Raw genomic sequence first — 23,737 nt, 5'->3', positions numbered from 1 at the left:
ATTTAGGGGTTTATCTTTGGTGCGCCGGCCGACTGCGGGAGTGCTCGCACAGCGGGTATCGAGGGGTCTATACCCACCGGTGGGTAAGTATTGCCTATGGATCGACGCACGTTTCTCGGAGCTGCTGCGGGCGTCACTACCGTTTTCGCGGGCTGTATCGGCCAATCGCGCCAACAACCCGAGTACGACATCGGGATGAGTTCGAGCGCGTTTCTCCCACAGGACGACTTCGAGCCACGAGTCGGCGAGCCGGTCGTCTGGCGCAACACCGGCTCGCGGACCCACACCGTGACCGCCTACGGGTCGGCGATCCCGGACGAGGCATCGTTCTTCGCCTCCGGCGGGTTCGAGAGCACCGAGGCAGCCCGTGATGCGTGGCTCCAGCGTGGCGGCGGTGGGATCGCCAGTGGCGAAACGTTCGAGGTGACGTTCGAGGTCCCCGGGACGTACAACTACTTCTGCATCCCACACGAGCGCGGCGGGATGGTCGACGAGTTCACCGTCGTCGAGTAGCGTCGAAACGTTCGCGATTCAGACTTCGACGTCGTCTTCTTCGACGTCGACCGCGGTCTCTTCCTCCTCGGCGACTTCCTCGGGATGAGCGTCAAGCGCGAGCTTGCCGACCTCGACCCGGCGGAGCGGGTAGATCGTGCGCGCCTCACCGTAGATCGCACTCGAAAGCCGACCCTGGGTCACGCTGTCGACGAGTTCCTCGAAGGTCCGCTCACTGGCGGCTTCTTCGACGAGTTCGGTCATCCGGCGGCGGATCGCGCGTTCCTGGCTGTCGTCAGCCTTCTTCGTCGTGAACGCGACCGGCTGGATCCGAACACGATAGTCGTCGCTCGTCAGCACCGTGAGGTAGGCTTCGACCTTCGAGGCCCCACGGCGCACGAGACTGTCGAGATAGTCCCGGGTGAGCTCGTGTTTGATGAACTCGGTGTAGGCCGCGTCGCTGCCCACGTCCCGGATGCGGAAGGTGAGCTTGACGTTGTTCGCGCCGGCGTCGTCGGTCAGGTCGCCGAGCGTGGTTTCGATGGTGCGATCGAGCACCTGGTCCGGTTCGTTCGCGGGGGTCTCGCCGAGCTCGGCCCGGTCGAACTCCTCGGGCGCGAACACGGTGTACCACCGTTTCTCCTGTTGCTGTCGTGAAACTGATCGTTCGCTCATGGGTTGGTGTCGTTCGTGTTCTGGGTGTCGTCCACGTCGTCCGTGGATCGCGGTTGGTCGATCGCTCGATTCGTCTCTCCTCGATCCGCGTCGTGGTCGGCCTCCCGATCGGTCACGCGTCGCTCGGCCGTCTGCGCGATGCGCTCTGCCACCGAGAGGTTGACGACGTAGTCGTCGACCGTGGTGCGGAGCCCGCCGGTCGTCTCGCGCGCGATCGTGGTCTCGATCGTCTCATCGTCGACCGTCGTCTCCATTTCGGGGGTGTTGTCGGGGGCGAGCGCCGCGGCGACGACGCTGGCGCGAGTCGACTCGGTCCGGAGTCGGGCGCGTCGGGTCACGCCGTCGCCTCCCGGAACGCCGCGACGAACGCCTCGTCGTCGGTGAAGGTCGCGCGGCCCCGACGTTCGCTGCCCGTTCCGTCGCCGTCGGCGACCGTCGCGGCCTCACGCATTCGGGTACCGAGGTTCCGATCGTCGGCCGCGGCAGCGGCCGCCTCGGTATCACAGACGACCAACACGACCGGCTCCGGTGAACGGAAGTCACACAGGAGCCTCGCAGTCGTCGCGAGTGGCGCATCCGCATCGACACGGGCGATCACGAGATTGCGATGTCGCGCGGTCGTCGCGTTCCGAGCCGCGGCGTGAGCCCGTCCTGCATGTGCGCGCCACGCCGACAGCGCCGCATCGCGGACGTCGTGACCGATCGCCAGCGCGAGCCCGGTGCCTGGCCGCTCGTGGGCACACGCACGGAGCACGTCCGCGTACCCGCCGACAGTCGTGAACCCGGAACCCGTGGCTGACCCGTCGTCGGATCGGTCGACGATCTCGTACGGTCGGAGTGCGTGCTCGACCGTCTCGGCGGCGCGCGGTGTCGCGTTCTCCGCGCTGGCGACCGCGAGCGCGACGATCGAGGCGACCTTGCGTCGTTCTTCGTCGGTGTCGGCGGCCTCGCGGCCGGCGAGTGTCTCGCGTACTGCATCGGGATCGCCCGAAAACCCGGCGTGGACGAGCGTCGTGTGCGCGAGTCCGTCGGCGAGATCCGTGATCGGGATCGCGACCCCGGGTCGCTGTTCGACGAGTGTCTGGTCGTGCGCGGCCTCGAACGCGGCGCTCCCTTCGAGCGCAGCGTCGGGGACGGTGAACGCGCCAGCGAGCGCGAGGATCGGGTCGGGATCGTTCCCGAGTTCGCGACACGCTTCGAACGCTGCCTCGCTCGCCGACTCAGGTGGATCGAGCGTGACGTCGGCGGGCTCCGTGCCGCCGATACGCACGGTCGTCGTGTCGTCGGTACCTGTAGTGTCGGTCGTTGCCGATCGTCTGCCGTGGACGACGCTCGCCTGGAACGGGGTGTCCCGCTCGGCGAGTGCCCGGGCGAGGAGCCCGGTAGCCGCCAGCGAGTCGCCGTCGGGCGCGACGCGAAACCGGACGAACCCGGCCTCGCGGAGCGCGGCAGCGACGCTGTCGGCAGTCGATCCGTCCTCGGAACGACCGGCGACGGCCATCTACAGGAGTTCCCGCGCGTGCTCGTAGGTGTACTCGAAGTCGGCGTCGAGCTCGTCGCCGCGGTAGTAATCGGCGAGCCGGCGGACCTTCGCCTCGGCGTTCTGGAGCGCGCGCTTGTTCTGGGCGTCGCCCGGGTTGTCGGCCATGTGCTCGCGGAGCCGGACCGCGCGTTCGAGCAGGTTCCGGAGGTCCTCCGGGAGGTCGCCACCGACGTCGTGCTCGTCCAATATCTCGGTCACTTTCTTGTCGGTCGCGAGCTGGACGTTCGGGATCGGCGTGCCCTGGACGCCCTCGTCGCGCAGTTTGAGACCGATCTGGCTCGGGTCGTAGCCCTCCTCTGCCAGTTCGACGACGCGCTGCTCGATGGCGTCGGTGTCGACGTCGCTCCACTCCGGCGGATCGTCCGCCACGGGCGTGTCCGAACTAGACGACCCGCGGCGTCGTGTGTGCATTCGTGCCATATGTGAGGATAGGAATCGCACGAAACGCTACCGAACACTACCGCAATCCCGGAGCCCGTGCGGGCGAGTCAGATTTGCGGCCGTGCTGTTCCCATCCCCACTCATCCGTGGGGCGCAGTAAACCGTTTCGACTCGACGCGCCGGGTTCGATGGGTTTATGCGACGGACGGCGATAGCGAGGGGTGAGGGCTCGTAGATCAGTGGTAGATCATCCCCCTGGCACGGGGAAGGCCTCGGGTTCAAATCCCGACGAGTCCATTCCTTCGCTCACTACGTTCGCTCAGTCGTTCCCTCGTCGACCCTCGCGAACGCGCAGCGTTCGCTCGGTCCCGACGAGTCCATTCGGTTCGCCTGATTGACCGTCCTTACCGGTGAAGGCAGCTACGACGGAAACCTCGAGGCCCGTCCGAATGCTGATTACCGTCGAGCGTCAACGCTGTCAACAAGGATGTCACAACAGATCCGACTCCAGGACCACGTGTACGAGCGCATCCGGTCGAACAAACGCGACGACGAGTCGTTCAGCGAAGCTGTCGAGCGACTCATCGGTGGCCGGTCGTTGCGTGACCTCCGTGACGTGTTCGAGGGGAGCGAGGTGGCCGCGATGCGCGAGGCCATCGACGCTGCCGACGACCGAGACCGCAAGGCGGTCCGCGAGGTCGCCGACCGATTCGAATGATCGTCGATACGAGCTTCGTCCTGGATGTCATCGACGACGTGGAGGCGGCCGTCTCGATGGAGCGCGAACTCGAAGCCGAGGGTGTCCCACTCGTCATGCCCGCGATGACCGTGCTGGAACTCTGCATCGGCGTCGGAAAGGTAGCGAACTCCCCCGGAGAACGTCGAACCGTCGAGACGGTGTTGGATTCGTACCCACTGGTGGAGATGAGCCCGCGCATTGCTCGGCGTGCCGGGCGACTCCTCGGCGAGCGCCTCGCGGATGACGACGACGGTCCCGGTATCGGGAAAGCCGATGCCGCAATCGCCGCAACCGCCATCGAACGCGACGAACCCGTTCTCGCTGGCGATTCACATTTCGGGACGATTCCCGGCGTCACGCTCGAAACGTACCAGTGAGTGCGGATCGCGCTACGGGGACGCAACGATAATGCTTTTACTGGCAGGTTGGGTAAGCTGAGGCGATGTCCGACGAGCTCAAACGTGGTCTCGAAGGTGTGCTGGTGGCCGAATCCTCGCTCAGCAACATCGACGGCGACGCGGGGCGACTGGTATACCGGGGCTACGCTATCGAGGACCTCGCCCGCGAGGCGAGTTACGAAGAGGTGTGTTATCTCCTCTGGCACGGCCACCTCCCCGACCGCGACGAGCTCGATGCGTTCGAGGACGCTCTCGCGAACGAGCGGGCGGTCGACGACCGTATCCTCGCAACGCTCGATGAACTCGCGGGCGACGAACGGCCGATGGCCGCGCTCCGCACCGCGGTCTCGATGTTCTCTGCCGGCGATCCCGACTCGGCGGCGAACCCACGCGACCGCGAGGCCACCCTCCGGAAGGGACGACGCGTCGCCGCGAAGGTCCCGACGGTGCTCGCGGCGTTCGACCGCCTGCGCAACGGCGAGAAGCCGGTCGAACCGCACCCCGATCTGGGCTACGCCGCGAACTTCCTCTACATGCTCACCGGCGAGGAGCCCGACGAGGTCGCAGCCGAGACGTTCGACCAGGCGCTCGTGCTCCACGCCGACCACGGGCTGAACGCCTCGACGTTCACCACGATGGTGATCGCGAGCACGTTCGCCGACGCCTACAGCGCCCTGACGGGGGGCGTGGGCGCGCTGTCGGGGCCACTCCACGGCGGCGCGAATCAGGACGTCATGGAGATGCTCTACGAGATCGACGAGGCGGGCGCTGACCCGGTCGATTTCGTTGCCGACGCACGCGAAAACCGCGAGGACTGGCGGGTGCCCGGCTGGGGCCACCGCGTGTACAACGTCAAGGATCCACGGGCGGACATCCTCCAGAGCCGATTGGAAGAACTCGGCGAGTCCGCCGACGATACCAAGTGGTACGACGCCACCACCGCGATCGAGAACCACCTCCGCGAGGAGGGTCTCATCGAGAAGGGGATCGCACCCAACGTCGACTTCTACTCGGGATCGGTCTACCACCAGCTCGGGATCCCGATGGATATGTACACCCCGATCTTCGCGATGAGCCGTGTCAGCGGCTGGCTCGGCCACATCCTCGAATATCAAGAGAACAATCGACTGATCCGTCCGCGTGCCCGCTACACCGGCCCGGAAGACGAGTCGTTCGTGCCAGTCGACGAGCGCTAGAAACACCCACTTTTTTCGACGGGGTCCTCGGCTCGCTTCGCTCGCCTCGAACCCCGTCCAAAAACCTGGACTAAAAACACCCGCTCGCTCACTTCGTTCGCTCGCGGTGCGATCGCTAGCTCTCTCCGCAACCGCACAGCACCGCCCGAGCCCTCGGACGCTCCCGCTGATCGCGTCCTCGCCCTCGATCCACCAGGGCCGCGTCCGCCCCGCAACCGCACCGCCGCTGGCCGCGCGGCGACGCCTCATCCGCACCGCTCGTCAAACATCCTCACAGTCCGTGTTGGCCAATCGCCTTGCCGGAAACGGAATACGTCCACGTGGCGTCGATCCGGCATGGAGGTCTTCGTCTACGGAACACTGACCGATCCCGACCGTACGGCGGCGCTCCTCGATACGTTCGACTACCGCGGCGACGCCGTTCTCGACGGACTCCACCGTGTCGACGGGACCTACCCGACGCTCGCACCCGAGGGCAGAACGCGAGGACGAATCCTCCGAACGCCCGAGATCGACGTACTCGACGAGTACGAAGGAGTCGGACGTGGGCTGTACGCCCGGGTTTCGGTGCCATTCACCGACGCTACGATCGACCGCGACGACACTGCTGCTCGGGGTGACACAGTAATCGACAGCGAGAAGATCGCGGTGTACGTCGGCGATCCGGACGCACTCGGCGTGGCGGGCGTTTCGTGGCCAGGCCCGGGTTCGTTTCGCGATCGCGTCGAGCGGTACGTCCGCGAGAATGAGGTATGTGTCCGCCGGGAATGACTAGTTCGTGGCGGTCTCCAAGTACTTTTCACTTTCACCCTGCATGGCAGAGGTTCAAGACGAGCCGGGCTCGATCACCGGTGGGTCACACGCTTGGCGGTTCTCTCCACCGCCGTTTTCGGCAACCGTTATACCGCGGAGCGACGCAGACGGCACATGATCGAACTCGCCGACGTGCTCGACGCCCGCGAGCGCGTCGAAAGCGTCGCTCGCCACACACCGCTCGAATACTCCCACTCGTTTTCCTCGATGACCGGCGCAGCGGTCCACCCCAAGCTCGAGGTGTTCCAGCGCACCGGCTCGTTCAAGCTCCGGGGTGCGACCAATCGGATCGCAACGCTCTCCGCCGACGAGCAGGCGGCGGGCGTCGTCACCGCGAGTGCTGGCAATCACGCCCAGGGCGTCGCGCTCGCGGCCACCCGTGCGGACGTGGACAGCGTCGTCGTAATGCCCGAACACGCCCCGATCGCGAAGGTCAAAGCCACCCGGAGCTACGGAGCGGAAGTCGTCCTCCACGGCGAGGACTACGACGCGGCCCAAGCCCGCGCCCACGAGATCGAAGCTGACGACGGTCGGACCTACGTCCACGCGTTCGACGATCCGACCGTGATGGCTGGACAGGGAACCATCGGCCTCGAGATCGTCGAGGACTGCCCCGATGTCGACACCGTCGTGGTTCCGATCGGCGGCGGCGGACTCATTGCAGGGATCGCCACCGCTGTCAAAGCGAAATCGCCCGATACCCGGGTGATCGGCGTCGAAGCCGAGGGCGCACCGAGCGCGGCACAATCGCTCCAGCAGGGGAACATCCAGAAGCTCGACGGCGTCGACACCATCGCCGACGGGATTGCAACCCGCAAGGTCGGCGATCGAACCTTCGAGGTGATCGAGAAACGCGTCGACGAAGTGGTGACGGTTTCGGACCCCGAGATCGCGGTTGCGATCACGACGTTGCTCGAACGATCGAAGACGCTGGTGGAGGGCGCTGGCGCGGTCCCGATGGCGGCGATCCTCGCCGAGGCGTTCGAATACGGTGACGACGAAGTGATCGTGCCGGCACTGTGTGGTGGCAACATCGATCTCAACATGCTCCGGACGGTGGTGATGCGCGGCCTCGTCGAAACCGGACGCTACCTCCGACTCCGGACCACGCTGGCCGACCAGCCCGGATCGCTCGAACAGCTTATCGGGATCATCTCGGCAGAGCGTGCGAACATCTACGCTATCCAGCACGACCGGACATCACGGGACACCGGAATGACCGCGACCGAGGTCGAGATCGACCTCGAAACTCGGGGCGAAGACCACGTCGCGGCCCTCCTCGACGAACTCGAAGCCAGCGGCTACGATGTCGACGTGCTCGTGTGAGGTCGTTGAAGTGGTGATCTCTGGCTTGATGCGGGGAAATTTAGGCGTTCACACCGGAGCTCGGGTATGAAACGGATCGCCCAGCCGAGTAAAGCCGCGGTAGCTGTCGTGAGGGCAGCGTAGTGCACCCGCGGATCAAGGCGAGCCTGCTGTGGGGCGCGATCGCCGCGCTCGTCTTTCTCGTGCTCGTGCAGGGCTACACACTCCTCGTCGCGTCGGAGCCGGCGATCGGCATTCTCGCGAAGCTGGTGGTCGCCGTGGTCGTCGGCGTCTGTGGGGGTGTATCGAGCTACGCGCTGGAAGGATGGCTGGCGCGGAGCGAAAGGTCTTAACCGCCGACTCCGGTAGAATCATTCGAGCCGGGATGGCCGAGTGGTAAGGCGCACGCCTGGAAAGCGTGTTCCCTTTGGGATCCGGGGTTCAAATCCCCGTCCCGGCGTTTCTGACGCGAACGAAGTGAGCGGCTGAAGCCCGGAAACGGGGGATTTGAGTAGACGAGTCGCGCGCAGCGTAGCGAGCACGTCTCGACGAGTTCAGATCCCCGTCCCGGCGTTCTCGTGAACAGCGCGGGACCGTCCGGTTTCGTGGATTAGAGAACGGTGGTTTCACGATTCCCGTATTGTCACACGTCGAAACGTGGATTGGACTGAGTGGTTACAACCCAGTACCGACAAATCCGACGTCAGAACCGCTCTGGATTACAGAAGTCCCAGATACGCTGCTCCGAAGAACAGCCCGAAAACCACGACGAGCACCAGCAGCAAACCGATCATGTACTGATACATTCCATCGACCGACGTCGGCGACGGGAGATCCATGGGCGACTCGTACCAGCGGAGACGTTTAGCACTACCGTAATACTCGTACGACAGCCCGGCTGTTATGACACCCCCGATCGAGGCCAGTCAGAGGTGTGAGAGCACCCGGTCGATGTCGTCGGTCGTGTTGAACACATGAACCGAGATCCGGATCGCGTCGGGCGACGGGAGCGACCGAACCCGGATATCGTGCTCGGCGAGTCGCTCGACAGTGGTTTCGGGATCATCGACATCGACAGTCACGAGCCCCGATTCGTAGCTCCGTGGACTCAGGAGTGAATCGTCGTCGAGACCGTCCTTGAGTCGGTCGGTGAGGTTCTCGATCCGATTCTCGATCGTGCCGAAGCCGACCGAATCGAGACACTCGATGGCTGCCGCGAGGCCAGCGTGTGGGGCGGGCGAGGCGGTGCCGACTTCGAGTCGGCGAGCGCCAGCGGCAAAGCCGGCGGCCGGATCGTTCGGGTCCGCAACGCTCCGGTAGCCGACCCGCTGTGGTTCGAGCGCCGCGGTGGCGTCGGCGGCGACGTACAGGAAGCCCGCACCCCACGGTCCGAGCAGCCACTTGTGGCCGGCCCCGACGACGAAATCAGCCCCCCATTCATCGATGTCGACCGCGACCTGACCGGGCGACTGGACCGCGTCGACCAGCACACGCGCCCCCGCATCGTGGGCCATCGTGACCGCCTCCGCGATCGGGAGTCGCGTCCCGTAGTTCCACGTGATCGAACTGAGACAGAGCAGGTCCGCGCCGTCGAGTGCGGTTGCGAGGTCGTTGCGATCGAGTCGGCCGCGTGTGGTCTCGACCACCCGCGTCTCGACGCCGTGGCGGTCGGCGAGGCGTTTCCACGGCAGGATGCCGGCCGGGTGCTCGCAGTCGGTCCGAACCACCACGTCGCCCGCCTGCCACGGCAGCGCGGTCGCGACGCGGTTGATCCCGTCGGCGGTGCTCTGGGTCAGCGCGATCTCGTCCGGGTCGGCTCCGAGGAAGTCGGCGACGGATTCCCGTGCATCGTCGAATGCCGCAAAGAGCGCCGGATACATCCCCTCGGCGGCGGGTGCGACGTACTGCTGGCGTTCGACGCAGTCGGTGACGGCCTCGACGACGGGGCGCGGAGCGGGGCTCGCGGCACCCGTGTTGAGATACGTGATCTCGTCGAGCGCCGGGATCGTCTCTCGAAGATCGAGCGGGTCCATAGCTGGGGTACGGCACACGGGGATTGAAACGTTCCCATCCGGAGCCACGGCCACGAGAGCCGAAGTGGACACCGTTATGCGGGGTCCGCTCGACACGCCGGTATGTACCTCGCGGATCGGACGTGGCCGGAACTCGGTGAGCACGTCGCAAGCGAGTCGCTTGCGGTCGTCCCGCTCGGCTCGACCGAACAGCACGGTCCGCATCTTCCGCTCGCTACCGACCACCTGATCGCCGAGCACCTCGCGCGCGAGGCGACCGATCGGGCTGACGTGCTCTGTACGCCCACGGTGAACGTCGGCGTGAGCCCCCATCACCGACAGTTCCACGGCACGATGTGGGTCGACGCACCCGCCTTCCGGGAGTACGTCGAGAGCCTCGCACGCAACCTCTCGTACCACGGCGTCGACCGGATCGTGTTCGTCAACGCCCACGGCGGCAACACCGTCCACCTCCGCGAGGTCGGCCGGCGACTCCGCGACGACGGCACCGCCTACGCGATCGAGTGGATGTGGAACGACTCGATCCCCGAACTCGTCGACGACCTGTTCGCCCAGAACGGCCCGCATGGAGGGCCGAAGGAGACCGCGATGATCCAGCATATCGCTCCTGACCTCGTTCGGGACGGGAAGCTCGACGACGCCCGGGATGGCGGGATCGCCGACCTCGCCGAGGCCGACCCGCGGAAGTTCGGCGCACGGACGTTCTACGACTCGATCGACAACACCCAGAATGGCGTGCTCGGCGATCAGACCGACGCGACGGCGGCAAAGGGCAAGCAGTTGTTCGAGGCCGCGGCCGACCAGCTCGTTCAGCTGCTCGACTGGCTTGACGACCAGCCGCGCGACGCGCTCATGGCGAAACCACACGTCGACCCGCAGCCAGGCAGCCGGCAGTAGCCACACGATGAGGGATTTCGGTCGGGAGTACGGCGTCGAAAGCCGCGAACCACGGGACAAATGAGAGAGAGCGGGCCACGCCCTCCCCAGTCGATTCCTTCGTTTGCTCGCGACGCTCGCATCATTCAGTCATCCCTCGCGCGTTCTGCGCGCCGTCGGCGCGCATTCATCGCGCGCCAACCACCCATCGATCTCCCCATCAGGTCAGGTCGTCCGCGCCCGCGAGGTGACCGCGATCCCCACGAGCACGACCGCACCGCCGACGACGGTGATCGCGGTCGGAATCTCACCGAGGAGAACGAGCGCGAGTAGCGCGCTACCGATGGGTTCGCCGAGCAGCGAGACGCTGACGACACTGGATTCGACGTGGGCAAGCGCCCAGTTCAGGACTGTGTGGCCGAACAGTCCGGGGCCGACCGCCATCCCGAGAAAGAGCAGCCACTCGCGGGGCGGGTAGTTGACCAAGGCCGCGCCGTCGGCGACGGTGAGCGCGAGCAGTACGACCGCACAGACAGAGTAAACCACGATGACGTACGGAACCAGCGGGATGCGCTGACGGAGCGAGCGCCCGGCGAGCACGTAGCCCGCCGCACAGACCGCACCGACGAGCGCGAGGGCGTTGCCGTACAGCGGGGCCGCACCCGCGACATTCGCCCCGGTGAGAGCGTCACCAACCGACATCACCGCGATCCCACAGAGTGCGACGATCATCCCCGCGAGGGTGCGGCGGGTGACGTGTTCGGCGAGGAAGAACGCCGCACCGGCGGCGACGAACAGGACTTGAGACTGGACGATCGTGACCGAGGCGGCGACGCTGGTCCACTCCAGGCTCTCGAACCACGATGCGAAGTGGATCGCGAGCGCGACGCCGCCCGCAGTCGCGACGAACCAGTCCCGGGCGGAGAGCCGACCGAACGCGTCGCGGTGGCGAACGAGCGCGAACGGAACGAGGAGCAGCGTGGTGAAGAGAACCCGGTAGAACGCCTTCACGAGGCTCGGGGCCGCACTGTAGCGAACTAAGAACGCGCTGGTGCTGACCGCGACGACCGCAACCGCGAGCGCCGCAAGGGGTGGCGTCGTGCGCTCGACACGTCGAAAAACACCGGTACTCACGCCCGGTTCGACGGCGGCCGACCGCTTACGGGTTCTGGATCGTCGCGACGGTCGTCGGTCACTCGGCGTCGGCAGGCGTGTCGAAGTCGTGGAAGTGTTCGCCTTTCTCCTTCGTGAGGACGTTCAGGGCGGCTGCCGCACCGTCGCCAGCCGAGATGACCGCCTGCCACTCCTCGGCCCGGACCATCGCGCCCGTGGCGTAGGCGTTCTCGACCGTGGTTTCCATCGTCACGTCCACGTCGACCACGTCCTCGTCGGTGAACTCACAGCCGAGGTCCTCGGCGAGATCGCGCTTCGCGCCCGTCGCGAGGACGACGTAGCTCGCCTCGTGATCACCATCGTCGGTCGAGACGGTGAAGCCGTCGCCGTTCTCGGCGACGCCGGTGACCTGCGTTCCCTGCCGGCGATCGACGCCGAACTCCGCGACTTGCTCGCGAGCGTCGTCCATGAACGCCGAGCCGTCTTCGCTCTCGATCCCGAGGTAGTTGAACAGGTGCGCTTTGTGCATCCAGGTTTCGTCGGTGTCGAAGGTGATCGTGTCGAGACCGTTCTTCGCGGCGAACAGCGCCGCGCTGAGCCCTGCCGGTCCGCCGCCGACGACCGCGACATCTGTCTCTGACATACGGCGATACGTACCACGCCGAGCGGGATAAATCGTGGTGGCGAGAGCGCGTGCGGTTGCAGGGCGGCTGCGGGAGCGGTGCGGCTACGGGGCGGCGCGGTTGCGGGGCGGGCCTGGCAGATGAAGGGTGAAACTGCGAGCGAAGCGAGCAGTTGAGGGCTTCGGCGGTGTTGTGCGGTTTGCGGTCGTGGTGCGGGGTAGTGGAGACCGTCCGCGCGAGCGGAGCGAGCGCGGTTCGCCGTGAGTGAGCCGAAGGCGAACGAGCGGGTGTTTTTAGTCCAGGTTTTTACAAGGAGTGGTCCCCGCAGCGAGTCGGCGAAGCCGACGAGCGAGGAGACCCGACGCAGTAAAAAGTGGTGGGTCAGCGGCCGGCGCTGACGTACGCCATCGGGGCGACCATCAGGAGTCCGATGCCGAGGTAGAGATAGAGGGGCGGGCCGTCGATGCTCGGAACCAGCATGAAGAGGAGACCGAAGGTCATGGTCTGGAGCGCGATGATCTTCAGCGACCGCTGGGTGAGCGCGGCGAGGGTCGCAAGCACGAAGACGAGCAGCAACACCTGGCCCAGATTGTACTGGAGCAGGAACTTGTCGATCACCTGCAGCGGGAGCGCGAACATCCTCAGCGAAACGTCGGCGGGTCGCCGGCTTCAAGCTTACGAGTCGGGCCGAGTACTGCGAGCGGTCGCCAGACGACGATACCGAGGGCAGTTATCCGGCCGGCCCCGAGAGATCGAGCGGCCGAATCCAGCGATACCAGACCAGGAGTGCCATCGTGAGGTAGCCGACGGCCCAAACGATCATTCCGGCCGTGTCAAACCCGGCGGTCGAAAGCGCGTAGTCAGCCACCCCAGGGACGACCACGCCGGCGGCGAGGACGACCCCCAGCAGCACGCGTTCGTCGACCGTCATGGACGGACCGTCCCCGCTTGGCGGCATCGATGACCGATCATACGCTCGGCTACGGTCTCGACTGGCCTCAATGGCTCGGTTCGGCGCATGTCGGTATCGACACCTCAGCCGAGACTCATCCAATTCGGCACCAGCTTTCGCCCGACCGATACCCGCAATCAATATATATCGCAGTAGTGTGCCCACACAAAGCTTATTATCGCGTGGGACAGAGTGACAAACGGAGCGAGGCGAGCTCCACGGGACAGCAGGGTTCTGTTGCGTGGCATCACCTGTAACCTACCCCTGCTGTCTTTTTCGGATGAACTGGCCGACGAGCTACGGCTCGCGAAGGGGTCCGTTCGCCAATCGCACCGGCTGCCGTTTCATGAGTCAGTAGCTCGTGCGCTTCGCCGTCAGAAATGGGCCAACGCGGATTTGAACCGGAGCCAGACGATCCGACTCACTTCGTTCGTCGGCTGCGACTGGCAGGGCTCAAATCCGCTCGGTTGTATTTTCGACGCTCATCGGACCCTCTTCGTTCGTCGATTTACGTAGGAAAATGGGCCAACGCGGATTTGAACCGCGGACCTCCCGGTTATCAGCCGAGCGCTCAACCTAACTGAGCTATTGGCCCGGACATCCGGAGTTGCGCCGTACCGCATGTAAGGGTTTCTCTTCGCGACGCGTCGATTTTTCAGTGAAACTACTCGTGACCTGGCTCAGGGTCATCGCGTCCACTATCGACATCGTAGATGTCCGAATCGTCGGTGTCGGCTCCACCGGGGAATCCACCGACGTAGACGCCGCCGGAGGCGATTCCGCCAGTTTTTCGATCGATGTACGGCACGACGAACCAGCGCTTGATCGCCGAGCGGATCGGCCAGCGCGTCACGGGGACGACGAGGAGGAGTCCCACGGCGTCGGTGACGAGACCCGGCGTGAGCAAGAACGCGCCGGCAGCGATCAAGAGGCCGCCGTCGAGGAGCTCGTCGCCGGGAAGCTCGCCGCGCTCGACGCGCTCCCTGATCTTCCTGACGGTGTGACGGCTCTCGGCGCGCACGAGGAGCATTCCGATCAGCGCCGTGAGCACCACCAGCGCCACGGTCTGGATCGCGCCGATGAAGTTCGCCACCGCGACGAGCAACACGGCGTCGAACAGCGGGATGAGGAGGAGCAGCCCGATGATCCGGAGCACCATACTTCGACTACCCGTCGCGCACGCAAAACCCTTTATCCTCCGACGGGTTCGGAGTCCGAAGCGCTTTGGCCGGTCCGCCGAAGGGGAAATATGGACGCTGGCGCAGTCGATACGCTGGTCGAGTGGCGCGAGTGGGGCGCAGCGGCGTTCGACGAGGCCCGCGAGCGCGACGCGCCGATTCTCTGTAACCTGCGCGCCCACTGGTGTCGCGAGTGCCGTGAGATGGACCGGACTGCGTACGCCTCACCAACTGTGGCGGCAAACCTGAACGACGGGTTCGTGCCGGTTCGCGTCGACGTCGATCGCCGGCCCCGAGTACGGGAGCGCTACAACATGGGTGGGTTCCCCTCGACAGTATTCCTCACCCCCTCTGGAGAACTCATCACGGGCGCGACCTATCTCGGGGCCGACGGGCTCCGTCAGGTGCTCGAACGCGTGCGGACGGCGTGGAACGAGAACGGAGAGGAGGCCGGACGGGTCCCGCGCGAACTCCGCGACGCCGACCCGCCGGCGGGCGCGCTCTCCCCGGCGATCGAGGCCCACATGGAGCGCGAGATCGCGGCGGCGTTCGACGAGGAGTTCGGCGGGTGGGGGACGGGACCGAAGTTCCCGCTCGCACCCGCCATCGAGTTCGCGCTCACCCGCGATCCCGATCGGGCGTTCCGGACGCTCGAAGCTATTCGTACACATCTCCACGACACCTACGCCGGCGGCTTCTTCCGGTACGCCGTCGAGCGCGACTGGGGCGACCGCCAGACCGAGAAGACCCTCGATACCAACGCCGGGCTCTGCCGGACGTTCGCCGCGGCGGCACGCTACGACGACGAGTACGCCGACCCCGCGGTGCGCACGGCGGAGTTCCTCACGACGACCCTCGCGAGCGGCGACGGCTTCGCGGCGAGCCAGGCGGGCGACGAGGCGTACTACGGTCTTCCACCGAGCGATCGCGAAGCCGCTGACTCGCCCCCGATCGACGACACCGTGCTCGCCGGAGCGAACGGGCTCGCGATCGACGCGCTGCTCGAAACCCACGCCGTCATCGGCCACGAGGGGGCGCGTCGCGGGGCCGAGCGCGGACTCTCACAGCTCCTCGATAGCCTCGTCGAGGACGGACGGGTGCTCCACTACCGCGACGGCAACACGGCCGGCCCCCACGGAGTGCTCGCCGATCAAGCCCGCGTCCTCGGTGCGCTCACGAGTGCCGTCCAAGTGCTCGGCGACGACTGGCTTGCGCCCGCCGAACGGATCGCGGAGTACACGATCGCGGAACGCCGCGAGGGAGATTCGTTTCTCGACGGACCGGAAGACGGATCGGGGCTGCTCTCGCGCCCGCTACGACCGCTCGGCACGAACGTGACGATCGCGGACGCGCTGTACGAGCTGGGCGTGCTGACCGGTGAGGACCGCTATCACGAGATCGCGCGCGAGACGCTCGCGGCGTTCGCGGGCGCACACGATCGGCTCGGAATCGAGGTCGCGGGGTACGCCACCACCGCCGCGCGCGTGCTCTCCGGGACAGAGATTGCGGTCGCCGCACCCCTCGACTCGCCACTCCATCGTGCCGCCCTCGACATCCCGGACCACGAAGCGGTCGTGATCCCCGACGTGGATGGCGAGTCGGACACCGCACGAATCACTATCGACGGTGAATCGACGATGGTGTCGGCTCCGGCGGAGCTGCACGAGCACGTCGCTGGCGAGTGAGGCCAACAGACACACATCGCCGCGCGCCGGCGACCGTTCGCATCGGGGATCGCCGTCAGTCCGGCGAGCCTCCGTCGAGGATCGACTCGCTTCCCGTCCACTCATCGGCGAGAATACCGTAATGCTCCGTGTCGTGGTGCTCGCCCTTTCGGAAGACGTGCTCGCGGTAGGTTCCTTCGTGGGAGAAACCGAGCCGGCCGAGAAGCGCCTGTGAGGCCCCGTTGTAGCCGATGGTCCACGCGACGAGGTGGTTGAGACCGAGCGTGTCGAAGGCGTGATCGATCACGAGCGCGACGGCCTCGGTCGCGTAGCCGTCGCCGTGGTGGTCCGGCAGCAGCCAGTAGGCGAGCGTAGCGCTCTCCCGGTGGATGTCGAAGAGGTCTACCGCCCCGATCGGTTCGTCGCTCACACAGATCAGCAGGTTTTGACTTTCGTCGTCGCCCTCGACGGATTCCTCGATGAACGCCTCAACCTCGCCCCGGGTCGACGGGGAGCGAAACAGCAATCCCTCCCGGAGGTCGGGATCGTTGCGGGCTCGCTGGAGCAGTTCTGCGTCCTCGGGTTCGACGGTGCGGAGAGTGACACGCTCGCTACGGAGAAAGACTTCGCCGGGCATGCGGAGTCGGTCGATCCACCTGCATAAATGGCTACTGGCTACCCGGCAACGACAGTCGTTACGACCGCGAGAGCAGCGTCTTCAGGCTCTCAGGCGAGAACAGCGTGGTCGGTTTGTCCATGTGGACGCCGATCTTCCCGGAGAGGGCTGAGAGGCCGGCGTTCTGGAGGGGTTTCGGGAGCGAGTACGCCCGGCGGACCCAGTGTCCGAGCCGGATTTCACGCGCGAGGTCGTCGCGCCACGCCGTTTCGTAGTCGGCGAGCGATCCTGGATTCTGGGGATCGATCTCGCGGGCGGCGTGGTCGGCCGCGGTCATTCCATACACGATCCCGCCGCCGGTGAACGGCTTGGTCTGGGCGGCGGCGTCGCCGATCAGAAACGACCGATAGCCGGTGACGCGATCGGGCGGTCCAATGGGGATCATCCCGGCACACGTCTCGCCGGTTTCGACCCCGTAGCCGTCGGTGAACGCCTCGAACAGTCCGGTGGCGTTCTCACCGGGTGCGGCCGCGAGGCCGTACTCGACGCCTGCCTCGGCGCGGGGAATGCGCCACGCGAAGAACTCCGGCACCGAGAGGTGGACGTCGACGTGTGCGCCGGGATCGTTTTCCTCCGAGAACGCGAGTACACCCTGGAGCTTCTCGCCCGGCTCGGGCAGGTCGAGTTCGCGTCGAACCCGCGACACCGGTCCGTCACAGCCCGCCACCATCCGTGCGTCGAAGGTTCGCTTGCCGTCGGGCGTTCTGGCGGTCACCGAGACGCGATCGGCGTGCTCCTCAACGTCAACCACGCTGTGGTGTTCCCGGAGGTCCGCACCCGCCTCGCGGGCCGCGCGTGCGAGGGTTCGGTCGAGGCCAACCCGGTCGATGACGTTCGAGATGGTTTCGTCCTTGTAGAACAGATGTGCGCGCTCGCCGGGGCCGCCGGCGTGAAACCGTGCGCCCGAGATCTCGTTCTGGAGGAGGTCCGTGCGCGCGCCGTCGGGCGTGAATCCCCAGACGTCGGTACTGACGTGGCCCGAACACGCGAGCGGCGTCCCGACTTCGCCACGTTCGAGGACGAGAACGTCGTGGCCCGCCGCGGCGGCCTGGCGGGAGAAGCGCGACCCGGCCGGCCCGGCACCCACGACGACGAAATCGTACATTGCCCGGGAGTAGCCGGCGTCCATCAAAGAAACTTCGCTCTTCGGTTCGCCGCTCGTTCCGGCCACTCGTGACGACCTCACCGATACCCCTCGGTGAGGCGCTCGACGTACTTGGCGATCACGTCGACCTCGAGGTTGATCGGATCGCCTGGCTGCTTCTCGCTCAGCGCCGTCAGGTCGTAGGTCGCCGGGATCACGGCCACGGTGAACGAGTCGGCACGGAGGTCGGCGACCGTGAGGCTGATTCCGTCGACGGTGATCGATCCCTTCTCGACGACGTAGCGAGCGACCGATTCGGGCAGTGAGAACGCGAACTCCCAGTCGTCGCCGATCCGCTCTACGGATCGGAGTTCGGCGGTCGCGTCGACGTGACCCTGGACGAAGTGGCCGTCGAACCGGCCGTCGGCGGGCAGCGCGCGCTCGATGTTGACCGCATCGTCGGCTGCGATCGTCGAGAGCGTCGTGCGTTCGAGCGTCTCGGTCGAGCAGAACAGTTCGAACCACCCGTCGTCGTGGTTCTCGACGGTGAGACAGGTTCCGTCGATCGCGATGCTCTGGCCGTGTGCGAGACCGTCGAGGTCGGCTCCGACCCGAACGCGTCTGCCGCCGTCCTCGTCGATGACGTCGCGGACCTGGCCGGTGGTTTCGACGATACCGGTGAACATGGTCGGCGATAGGTGTGGTCGCGGGATGAGGCTACCGCTCGACGGCCGTGGTCCTCGTTCGACGGTGTCCGGGTCGCGAAACGGGTTCGCACGGGAGCCACGTCGTTTATAACCGATGGGTGCCTGTTCTGGGCCATGTCTACCGACACGCACGTGACCCGGCTGTTCGGCGGTCCGGGGAGCGGGAAGACCACGGCGCTGCTCGACCGCGTCGAGGACATCCTCGACGAGCCGGGCGTCACGGTCGACGACGTGCTCGTGGTTTCGTACACCCGAGCGGCAGCCGCCGAGATCCGCGAACGCCTCGCCGAACGCCTCGACGTCAGCCCGCGATCGCTCAAGGGCAACGTCTGTACGATGCACGCGAAGGCGTACGAACTCCTCGACCTCTCGCGCGGCGATGTCGTCGGTGAATCCGACAAAAAGGAGTTCTGTGAGGAGTACGGGATCGAGTTCGAAGACGAGTACGAGGGATCGCGTCGGCGGAGCGCGCGCTCGACCACCATTGGCAACAAGACCATCGCGACGAGCCAGTGGCTCCAGCGCACGACGCGGGACGTCGCCGACTGGTACGACGTGCCCTTCCAGTGGGACGAAGAGGAGGTTCGGCTGCCACCGGACATCGATCCGAACGCCCAGCAGGGCAACAAGTACACCCCGACGTGGCCCTCCGACGACGATCGGATCGACATCCCGGAGGCGATCCGAGCGTGGCGAACGTACAAAGGTGAGCAGGGATTGACTGGGTTTGCGGACATGCTCGAACGCGTCCACCAGCGATCGCTCCTCCCGTCGGTCGAGTACCTCGTGATCGACGAGTTCCAAGACATCACGACGCTCCAGCACCAAGTGTACGAGGCGTGGAAACCCCACGTCGAGCACGCGCTGATCGCGGGCGACGACGATCAGGTGGTGTACGCGTGGCAAGGCGCGGACCCACAGCTCCTCCTCGACGAGGTGGGCGAGGACGTGATCCTCGACAACTCCTACCGGCTGCCGTCGCGGGTGCTGAACGTCGTGAACCGCGAGGTCCGTCACATCGAGCAGCGCCAGGAGAAGAACCTCCGACCGCGGACCGAGGGCGGAACGGTCGAGGCAGTCCACGGCCCATCGATGCTCGATCTCGTCCGGAACGTCCGGTCGACGGTCGAGAACACCGACGAGACCGTGATGGTGCTGTTCCGGGCTCGCTATCAGCTGTTCCGGTTCATGGACGAGTTCATCGACGACGGGATTCCCTTCCAGGCGCTCACCGACCAGCGGATGTGGACCGACCGACTCGACGACTACGTCGGCGCGATCGAGCGGGTCGACGAGGGCGAGCCCATCACGGGACTCGAAGCCCGCCGGCTGGCCGACATGCTCGCCGACACCGCCTTCGGGACCAACCATCGGGACGCCCTCTACGAGGCGCTCGACGACGAGCAGGAAGCGGCGGGCGTCGAGGATATCGCCGAACTCACCATCGACGCCGAACTGGTCGAGGAGCACGTCCCGTTCATGCCCGGGCCGGCGTCGGCCGACGACATGCTCCGGAAGGTCTCACAGTTCCAGAAACAGTCGGTCGCGGCGTACTTCGGCGGCGAGTATCAGGACGTCGACCGTGATCGCGTCCGGGTGGGGACCATCCACTCCGCGAAGGGTCGCGAGGCCGATCACGTGTTCGTCGCGACTGACCTCACGGAGAAGGTCGTCGAGCAGATGGCGGCCTCGGTCGACGACGACACCGCGATCCCCGGCGACGAGCCGTTCACCAAGAACACCGATCCAGTACCAATGTTGACCGACAACGAGCGTCGGGTGTTTTACGTCGGGATGAGTCGCGCACGCGAGCGCCTCGTCCTGCTCGAAGACCTCATCGGCGGCGCGCCCACGCTCCCGGTCGACGTGCTGCTCGACAACCAACCCTCGGGCGTCACGGTCGAAGACGTGCTTAGTGAGGCCGAGGCCCCCGCCGCGGATTAGTTCTGCTCGTCCTCGTCGGGGTCTTTCGCGATCGTACCGACGGTGCGCTCGGCCGCCATCATAGGGAGATCGTCCGGCGTGGTGACGTACGTTTTGACCACGAACATCAACACCGCGACGACGATCATCGCGATGCCCGATAGGGTCTGCCCCTGGGCCAGAAAGAGCGTGCCGAGCATCGCCACCGGCAGCGCGAGCACGAGCGTCACGACCGTTCCGAACGTGCTGATGATGCCCATATCACGTCGTGAGAGACGGGATCACTTACCGGCTTCGTCGCGGCGTCGAGCGGTCGAATCCCAGAATCAGGCCGATCGCGGCGTCCAGCCACACACCGTACAGGTGCTCGCGTCGGACTCGTGAAGCCCACCGCAGTCCGGGCACTGCTTTTTGTTGTAGCTCTCTCCCCATCCCGGCGATCCGGTTTCGTGGCCGCGCTGCGCGAGGAACTCGTCGACGTCAGCGTCGGCGTCGTTGGGTGCGGTCGCCATACATGCTACGGTATGACGCACCAATCTTATAGCTCTGGTGGTCGGTGCTAACGCTTACCGCGAACGACGTGGCAGAACGACGACGGACAGTAAGGAGGCCCGGAACGGAAGAGTGATCCGGTCGAAATCGAGGGAGAAATCGCCGCTATCTCGATGTCCTACAGATCGTACAGCGCGCCGTACTTTGCCGTAGCATGATCGAGGAAATAGTCGGCGGTGAACGCCTCGCCGGTGGCTTCCTCGATCAGGTCGGGCGTGGTGTAGCGCTGACCGTGGCTGTGGACGTTCGTGGTGAGCCAGTCGTGGAGCGCGTCGAACTCGCCGCTCTCGATGTCGTCGTCGAGATCGTCGATGGCGGCGTCGGCGCTTTCGTACAGTTGCGCGGCGAGCACGCTGCCGAGCGAGTAGGTGGGGAAGTAGCCGAACGAACCGTGTGACCAGTGGATATCCTGGAGACAGCCATCGGCGTCGGTCTCGGGACGGATTCCGAGATACTCGTCCATCTTGTCGTTCCAGACCTGGGGCACCTCGCGGACGTCGAGATCGCCCTCGATGAGCGCGCGCTCGATCTCGAACCGGAGCACGATGTGCATGTGGTAGGTGAGTTCGTCCGCTTCCACGCGAATGAGGTTGTCGTCGTACACCCGGTTTGCGGCCTCGTAGGCGTCCCGCGCGGTGACGTCGTCGAGTCCCGAGAATCGCTCTTTGACTTTCGGCAGGAACAGCGACCAGAACGGCTGCGACCGCCCGACATGATTCTCCCAGAGCCGCGACTGGGATTCGTGGACCGAGAGATTGCGGCTTTCGCCCAGCGGACTTCCGTACTCGTCGTCGGGCAGCCCGAGAGTGTAGGTCGCGTGGCCGAACTCGTGGATCGTGCTCGTTAGCGCTCCCAGCGGGTCCTCTTCGTCGAAGCGCGTCGTCACGCGGGCGTCGAACTGAGTTCCTGTCGAGAACGGGTGCGGCGCGGTGTCGAGCCGGCCTCGCTCCCAGTCGTAGCCGAGCGTGTCGAGCGCGTCGCGCGCGAGCGCCTCCTGGGCGTCGGCGTCGAACGTTCCGTCGAACGGCCTGGCGATTTCGACATCACTCTCGCCCACCTCGTCGATCAGCGGGACGAGCTCCTCACGGAGTCGGTCGAGGATTCGTTCGGCTGTGTCGAGCCCGAGGTAGGGTTCGTAGTCCTCGAACAGCACTTCGTAGGGCGGTCGGCTCGAATCGATGTGGTCGGCGTACTCGCGCTTGAGGTCGAGCAAGTCCTCCAAGATCGGCGCGAACGTCTCGAAGTCGTCCTCGGCTTTCGCCTCCTTCCAGACCGGGAGCGCCTCGCTCGTGGTCTGTGAGATCTCCGCGACGAGGTCCGTTGGAACGCGCGCCGCACGGTCGTACTGGCGGCGGATCTCCCGGACGACGGCAGCCTGCTCGCCCGAGAGGTCCGCGCTCTCGGCCGCTTCGAGCGCCCCTTCCATGTCCTCCTCGACGAGGAGTTCGTGGCTCGTCGCCGACAGCGCCGAGCGCTGGGCCGAGCGCGCCGGCGTGCCGCCGTCGGGCATCATGACTTCCTGATCCCAGCTCAGCACGCCCGCTGCGCTCTGGATGTTGGAAATCCGCTCGTAGCGTTCGAGGAGCTCGTCGTAGGCGTCGACCGTGGCGTCGGATGCCATACCCGACACCCGGCGCGCCGCCCTATCAATTCTTGCCTACCGGCCGATCGACTCGACCGCACCGCGATAGGTCTCGTAACACCGATCGAGGACGGCGAGCGAGACGCTCTCGTCTTTGGTGTGGGCCTCGCCCTGCTCGGCGGGCCCACAGATCACGCAGGTCACGCCCGCCTCGGCAAGCCAGCCAGCGTCGGTCGCGTGGGGTTTCGTGACGAGTTCGGGCTCGCCCTCCTGGGCGTCGGCGGCGGCCGCTCGCACCGCCTCGGCGAACGCCTCGTCGTCACACGCCATCGGCGGGAGGTCTTGATCGACCGTCCACTCGACGCGTCCCGAATCCTCGACCGCCGCCAACGGAGCGCGCTCGCCCGGAATCGTCCGTTCGTCGACGGTGATCGAACACGATTCCGGGATGACGTTCCACGCCGATCCACCCTCGATCTCGGTCACGACGACGCTGCCCCGTACCCGCTCGCCGAACACGTCGGTGGATGGTGCGTCGATCTCGCAAACCATCTCGACCGCCTTGCACGCGGTGTAGACGGCGTTCTCGCCGGCCTCGGGTTCGCTCGCGTGGGCCGCAGTCCCGTGGGCAGTGATGGTGCTCGCCCGCCGACCCTTGTGTGCCACCGCGACGTCAGTCGTTCCGGGCGCGGAGTAGCCCGTCGTCCCCTCGCCGACGATCGCGTAGTCGGGCGAGAACCCCTCGTCGATGGCGTGGCGCGCGCCCTCGCCACCGATCTCCTCGCCGACGAAACTCGCGAAGACGAGTTCCACTGTAGGGTCGGTGTCGCGGAAGGCACACATCGCGGCCGCGACCGCGCCCTTCATGTCCGCCGCACCCCGGCCGTAGAGCCGGCCATCGCGTTCCTCGACGACGTACTCGCCGTTGGCAATCTGCGATTCGTCGGGCGGCACGACGTCGTGGTGGCCGACGAGCGCGACCGACTCGTTCGCGTCGGGGTTCGTGTTCCGACGTGCGATGACGTTTCCGACCCCGTCGCGGGTCACGTCGGCGTCGGTCTCTTCTCGGAGCCAGGCCTCGATGAAGTCACCTGCATCGGTCTCGTCGTCGTGGCTCGGGATCGCAGCGAGGTCGCGGGTGAGATCCGTGACGGCAGCCATGGAAGCACGATCCACGAGAAACGGCATAAGCCCTTCCGCCCGCGCTTGAACACCCTTTTGATCCTGCCGGC

The 23,737-nt window shown here is 66.1% G+C and carries 27 protein-coding genes and 3 tRNA genes; 12 read left to right on the top strand and 18 right to left on the bottom strand.

Annotation, left to right across the window (positions count from 1 at the left end; all coding sequences use genetic code 11):
- The first annotated feature begins 96 nt into the window (after positions 1-96).
- Positions 97-513, top strand: a complete 417-nt coding sequence (locus tag C449_RS06350) for a plastocyanin/azurin family copper-binding protein (protein WP_006077148.1) — start codon at positions 97-99, stop codon at positions 511-513.
- An 18-nt stretch (positions 514-531) separates the two neighbouring features.
- Here the strand turns inward: C449_RS06350 and C449_RS06345 are convergent, their stop codons facing one another.
- The 4 genes from C449_RS06345 to C449_RS06330 are packed head-to-tail and all read right to left on the bottom strand — an operon-like array spanning position 532 to position 3,130.
- Entirely contained in the window at positions 532-1,167 is a 636-nt protein-coding gene (locus C449_RS06345) for a 30S ribosomal protein S3ae (RefSeq protein ID WP_006077147.1), read from the bottom strand.
- Complete coding sequence (locus C449_RS18915; protein ID WP_006077146.1) at positions 1,164-1,505, bottom strand: KEOPS complex subunit Pcc1; 342 nt, start codon at positions 1,503-1,505, stop codon at positions 1,164-1,166. The genes C449_RS06345 and C449_RS18915 overlap by 4 nt, the downstream gene beginning before the upstream one ends.
- A complete protein-coding gene (locus C449_RS06335) occupies positions 1,502-2,668 on the bottom strand; it encodes a hypothetical protein (RefSeq protein ID WP_006077145.1) in 1,167 nt (388 codons plus the stop codon). The genes C449_RS18915 and C449_RS06335 overlap by 4 nt, the downstream gene beginning before the upstream one ends.
- Positions 2,669-3,130 (bottom strand): 30S ribosomal protein S15, encoded by a 462-nt coding sequence (locus C449_RS06330; RefSeq protein ID WP_006077144.1) that lies wholly within the window; start codon positions 3,128-3,130, stop codon positions 2,669-2,671.
- Between the two features lie 186 nt (positions 3,131-3,316).
- Between C449_RS06330 and C449_RS06325 the strand changes: the two genes are divergently transcribed.
- The 8 genes from C449_RS06325 (at position 3,317) to C449_RS06290 (ending at position 8,002) form a co-directional block, all read left to right on the top strand.
- Positions 3,317-3,388: transfer RNA gene (locus tag C449_RS06325), tRNA-Ala, on the top strand.
- A 190-nt stretch (positions 3,389-3,578) separates the two neighbouring features.
- On the top strand, positions 3,579-3,809 hold the full coding sequence (locus tag C449_RS06320) for an antitoxin VapB family protein (protein WP_006077143.1): 231 nt from the start codon (positions 3,579-3,581) through the stop codon (positions 3,807-3,809).
- The gene (locus C449_RS06315) at positions 3,806-4,207 is read left to right on the top strand and encodes a PIN domain-containing protein (RefSeq protein WP_006077142.1); all 402 of its coding nucleotides are present in this window, start codon (positions 3,806-3,808) and stop codon (positions 4,205-4,207) included. The genes C449_RS06320 and C449_RS06315 overlap by 4 nt, the downstream gene beginning before the upstream one ends.
- A 65-nt stretch (positions 4,208-4,272) precedes the next feature.
- Complete coding sequence (gene citZ / locus C449_RS06310; protein ID WP_006077141.1) at positions 4,273-5,424, top strand: citrate synthase; 1,152 nt, start codon at positions 4,273-4,275, stop codon at positions 5,422-5,424.
- A 336-nt stretch (positions 5,425-5,760) separates the two neighbouring features.
- A complete protein-coding gene (locus C449_RS06305) occupies positions 5,761-6,195 on the top strand; it encodes a gamma-glutamylcyclotransferase family protein (RefSeq protein WP_006077140.1) in 435 nt (144 codons plus the stop codon).
- A gap of 156 nt (positions 6,196-6,351) precedes the next feature.
- Positions 6,352-7,563, top strand: coding sequence for a threonine ammonia-lyase (gene ilvA / locus C449_RS06300; RefSeq protein WP_006077138.1), 1,212 nt, complete (start codon positions 6,352-6,354; stop codon positions 7,561-7,563).
- A 122-nt stretch (positions 7,564-7,685) separates the two neighbouring features.
- Entirely contained in the window at positions 7,686-7,895 is a 210-nt protein-coding gene (locus C449_RS06295) for a hypothetical protein (protein WP_006077137.1), read from the top strand.
- A gap of 26 nt (positions 7,896-7,921) precedes the next feature.
- Positions 7,922-8,002, top strand: a tRNA-Ser gene (locus C449_RS06290).
- A gap of 466 nt (positions 8,003-8,468) precedes the next feature.
- Here C449_RS06290 and C449_RS06285 read toward each other — a convergent pair.
- The gene (locus C449_RS06285; protein WP_006077135.1) at positions 8,469-9,575 is read right to left on the bottom strand and encodes an aminotransferase class V-fold PLP-dependent enzyme; all 1,107 of its coding nucleotides are present in this window, start codon (positions 9,573-9,575) and stop codon (positions 8,469-8,471) included.
- 102 nt (positions 9,576-9,677) lie between these two features.
- Here C449_RS06285 and C449_RS06280 point away from each other — a divergent pair, with 102 nt between their 5' ends.
- Complete coding sequence (locus C449_RS06280) at positions 9,678-10,472, top strand: creatininase family protein (RefSeq protein WP_006077134.1); 795 nt, start codon at positions 9,678-9,680, stop codon at positions 10,470-10,472.
- 204 nt (positions 10,473-10,676) lie between these two features.
- Here C449_RS06280 and C449_RS06275 read toward each other — a convergent pair whose 3' ends face one another.
- From C449_RS06275 to C449_RS06250, 6 genes are all read right to left on the bottom strand, one after another.
- Positions 10,677-11,585: a DMT family transporter gene (locus C449_RS06275; protein WP_006077133.1), complete on the bottom strand. Its 909-nt coding sequence runs from the start codon at positions 11,583-11,585 to the stop codon at positions 10,677-10,679.
- A 58-nt stretch (positions 11,586-11,643) separates the two neighbouring features.
- Positions 11,644-12,207 carry an NAD(P)/FAD-dependent oxidoreductase gene (locus C449_RS06270; protein ID WP_006077132.1) on the bottom strand — a complete coding sequence of 188 codons (564 nt, stop codon included), beginning with the start codon at positions 12,205-12,207 and terminating at the stop codon, positions 11,644-11,646.
- Positions 12,208-12,568: 361 nt separating this feature from the next.
- Positions 12,569-12,826: a hypothetical protein gene (locus tag C449_RS06265; protein WP_006077131.1), complete on the bottom strand. Its 258-nt coding sequence runs from the start codon at positions 12,824-12,826 to the stop codon at positions 12,569-12,571.
- Between the two features lie 91 nt (positions 12,827-12,917).
- The gene (locus C449_RS06260; RefSeq protein WP_006077130.1) at positions 12,918-13,118 is read right to left on the bottom strand and encodes a hypothetical protein; all 201 of its coding nucleotides are present in this window, start codon (positions 13,116-13,118) and stop codon (positions 12,918-12,920) included.
- A 542-nt stretch (positions 13,119-13,660) separates the two neighbouring features.
- Positions 13,661-13,734, bottom strand: a tRNA-Ile gene (locus tag C449_RS06255).
- A gap of 69 nt (positions 13,735-13,803) precedes the next feature.
- Complete coding sequence (locus tag C449_RS06250; protein ID WP_006077129.1) at positions 13,804-14,298, bottom strand: FxsA family protein; 495 nt, start codon at positions 14,296-14,298, stop codon at positions 13,804-13,806.
- A gap of 90 nt (positions 14,299-14,388) precedes the next feature.
- On the opposite strand from C449_RS06250, the gene C449_RS06245 reads away from it, so the two are divergent.
- Positions 14,389-16,002 carry a DUF255 domain-containing protein gene (locus tag C449_RS06245; protein ID WP_006077128.1) on the top strand — a complete coding sequence of 538 codons (1,614 nt, stop codon included), beginning with the start codon at positions 14,389-14,391 and terminating at the stop codon, positions 16,000-16,002.
- Positions 16,003-16,057: 55 nt separating this feature from the next.
- On the opposite strand, the gene C449_RS06240 is transcribed toward C449_RS06245, so the two are convergent.
- From C449_RS06240 to C449_RS06230, 3 genes are all read right to left on the bottom strand, one after another.
- Positions 16,058-16,618: a GNAT family N-acetyltransferase gene (locus C449_RS06240; RefSeq protein WP_006077127.1), complete on the bottom strand. Its 561-nt coding sequence runs from the start codon at positions 16,616-16,618 to the stop codon at positions 16,058-16,060.
- Between the two features lie 58 nt (positions 16,619-16,676).
- Entirely contained in the window at positions 16,677-17,762 is a 1,086-nt protein-coding gene (locus C449_RS06235) for a geranylgeranyl reductase family protein (protein WP_006077126.1), read from the bottom strand.
- 77 nt (positions 17,763-17,839) lie between these two features.
- Positions 17,840-18,427, bottom strand: coding sequence for a riboflavin synthase (locus C449_RS06230; protein WP_006077125.1), 588 nt, complete (start codon positions 18,425-18,427; stop codon positions 17,840-17,842).
- A gap of 135 nt (positions 18,428-18,562) precedes the next feature.
- Here C449_RS06230 and C449_RS06225 point away from each other — a divergent pair, with 135 nt between their 5' ends.
- Positions 18,563-20,392: a UvrD-helicase domain-containing protein gene (locus C449_RS06225; protein ID WP_006077124.1), complete on the top strand. Its 1,830-nt coding sequence runs from the start codon at positions 18,563-18,565 to the stop codon at positions 20,390-20,392.
- Here the strand turns inward: C449_RS06225 and C449_RS06220 are convergent.
- From C449_RS06220 to C449_RS06205, 4 genes are all read right to left on the bottom strand, one after another.
- Positions 20,389-20,631, bottom strand: a complete 243-nt coding sequence (locus C449_RS06220) for a DUF7533 family protein (protein ID WP_006077123.1) — start codon at positions 20,629-20,631, stop codon at positions 20,389-20,391. The genes C449_RS06225 and C449_RS06220 overlap by 4 nt on opposite strands.
- 66 nt (positions 20,632-20,697) lie before the next feature.
- Complete coding sequence (locus C449_RS06215; protein WP_006077122.1) at positions 20,698-20,883, bottom strand: HVO_0416 family zinc finger protein; 186 nt, start codon at positions 20,881-20,883, stop codon at positions 20,698-20,700.
- Positions 20,884-21,041: 158 nt separating this feature from the next.
- Positions 21,042-22,544: a carboxypeptidase M32 gene (locus tag C449_RS06210; RefSeq protein WP_006077121.1), complete on the bottom strand. Its 1,503-nt coding sequence runs from the start codon at positions 22,542-22,544 to the stop codon at positions 21,042-21,044.
- A 36-nt stretch (positions 22,545-22,580) separates the two neighbouring features.
- Positions 22,581-23,666: a M20 family metallopeptidase gene (locus C449_RS06205; protein WP_006077120.1), complete on the bottom strand. Its 1,086-nt coding sequence runs from the start codon at positions 23,664-23,666 to the stop codon at positions 22,581-22,583.
- Positions 23,667-23,737: the final 71 nt, after the last annotated feature.

The organism is Halococcus saccharolyticus DSM 5350, assembly GCF_000336915.1.
GTDB classification, from domain to species: domain Archaea; phylum Halobacteriota; class Halobacteria; order Halobacteriales; family Halococcaceae; genus Halococcus; species Halococcus saccharolyticus.
Note: the sequence above shows the minus strand (reverse complement) of the source record. Positions and strands in the feature narration are given on the sequence as shown.

Coding starts and splice junctions, on each gene's coding strand:
- C449_RS06350 (WP_006077148.1), top strand. CDS start 97: ATGGATCGACGCACGTTTCTCGGAGCTGCTGCGGGCGTCACTACCGTT.
- C449_RS06345 (WP_006077147.1), bottom strand. CDS start 1,167: ATGAGCGAACGATCAGTTTCACGACAGCAACAGGAGAAACGGTGGTAC.
- C449_RS06335 (WP_006077145.1), bottom strand. CDS start 2,668: ATGGCCGTCGCCGGTCGTTCCGAGGACGGATCGACTGCCGACAGCGTC.
- C449_RS06330 (WP_006077144.1), bottom strand. CDS start 3,130: ATGGCACGAATGCACACACGACGCCGCGGGTCGTCTAGTTCGGACACG.
- C449_RS06320 (WP_006077143.1), top strand. CDS start 3,579: ATGTCACAACAGATCCGACTCCAGGACCACGTGTACGAGCGCATCCGG.
- C449_RS06315 (WP_006077142.1), top strand. CDS start 3,806: ATGATCGTCGATACGAGCTTCGTCCTGGATGTCATCGACGACGTGGAG.
- citZ (WP_006077141.1), top strand. CDS start 4,273: ATGTCCGACGAGCTCAAACGTGGTCTCGAAGGTGTGCTGGTGGCCGAA.
- C449_RS06305 (WP_006077140.1), top strand. CDS start 5,761: ATGGAGGTCTTCGTCTACGGAACACTGACCGATCCCGACCGTACGGCG.
- ilvA (WP_006077138.1), top strand. CDS start 6,352: ATGATCGAACTCGCCGACGTGCTCGACGCCCGCGAGCGCGTCGAAAGC.
- C449_RS06285 (WP_006077135.1), bottom strand. CDS start 9,575: ATGGACCCGCTCGATCTTCGAGAGACGATCCCGGCGCTCGACGAGATC.
- C449_RS06280 (WP_006077134.1), top strand. CDS start 9,678: ATGTACCTCGCGGATCGGACGTGGCCGGAACTCGGTGAGCACGTCGCA.
- C449_RS06270 (WP_006077132.1), bottom strand. CDS start 12,207: ATGTCAGAGACAGATGTCGCGGTCGTCGGCGGCGGACCGGCAGGGCTC.
- C449_RS06265 (WP_006077131.1), bottom strand. CDS start 12,826: ATGTTCGCGCTCCCGCTGCAGGTGATCGACAAGTTCCTGCTCCAGTAC.
- C449_RS06260 (WP_006077130.1), bottom strand. CDS start 13,118: ATGACGGTCGACGAACGCGTGCTGCTGGGGGTCGTCCTCGCCGCCGGC.
- C449_RS06250 (WP_006077129.1), bottom strand. CDS start 14,298: ATGGTGCTCCGGATCATCGGGCTGCTCCTCCTCATCCCGCTGTTCGAC.
- C449_RS06245 (WP_006077128.1), top strand. CDS start 14,389: ATGGACGCTGGCGCAGTCGATACGCTGGTCGAGTGGCGCGAGTGGGGC.
- C449_RS06240 (WP_006077127.1), bottom strand. CDS start 16,618: ATGCCCGGCGAAGTCTTTCTCCGTAGCGAGCGTGTCACTCTCCGCACC.
- C449_RS06235 (WP_006077126.1), bottom strand. CDS start 17,762: ATGTACGATTTCGTCGTCGTGGGTGCCGGGCCGGCCGGGTCGCGCTTC.
- C449_RS06230 (WP_006077125.1), bottom strand. CDS start 18,427: ATGTTCACCGGTATCGTCGAAACCACCGGCCAGGTCCGCGACGTCATC.
- C449_RS06225 (WP_006077124.1), top strand. CDS start 18,563: ATGTCTACCGACACGCACGTGACCCGGCTGTTCGGCGGTCCGGGGAGC.
- C449_RS06220 (WP_006077123.1), bottom strand. CDS start 20,631: ATGGGCATCATCAGCACGTTCGGAACGGTCGTGACGCTCGTGCTCGCG.
- C449_RS06215 (WP_006077122.1), bottom strand. CDS start 20,883: ATGGCGACCGCACCCAACGACGCCGACGCTGACGTCGACGAGTTCCTC.
- C449_RS06210 (WP_006077121.1), bottom strand. CDS start 22,544: ATGGCATCCGACGCCACGGTCGACGCCTACGACGAGCTCCTCGAACGC.
- C449_RS06205 (WP_006077120.1), bottom strand. CDS start 23,666: ATGGCTGCCGTCACGGATCTCACCCGCGACCTCGCTGCGATCCCGAGC.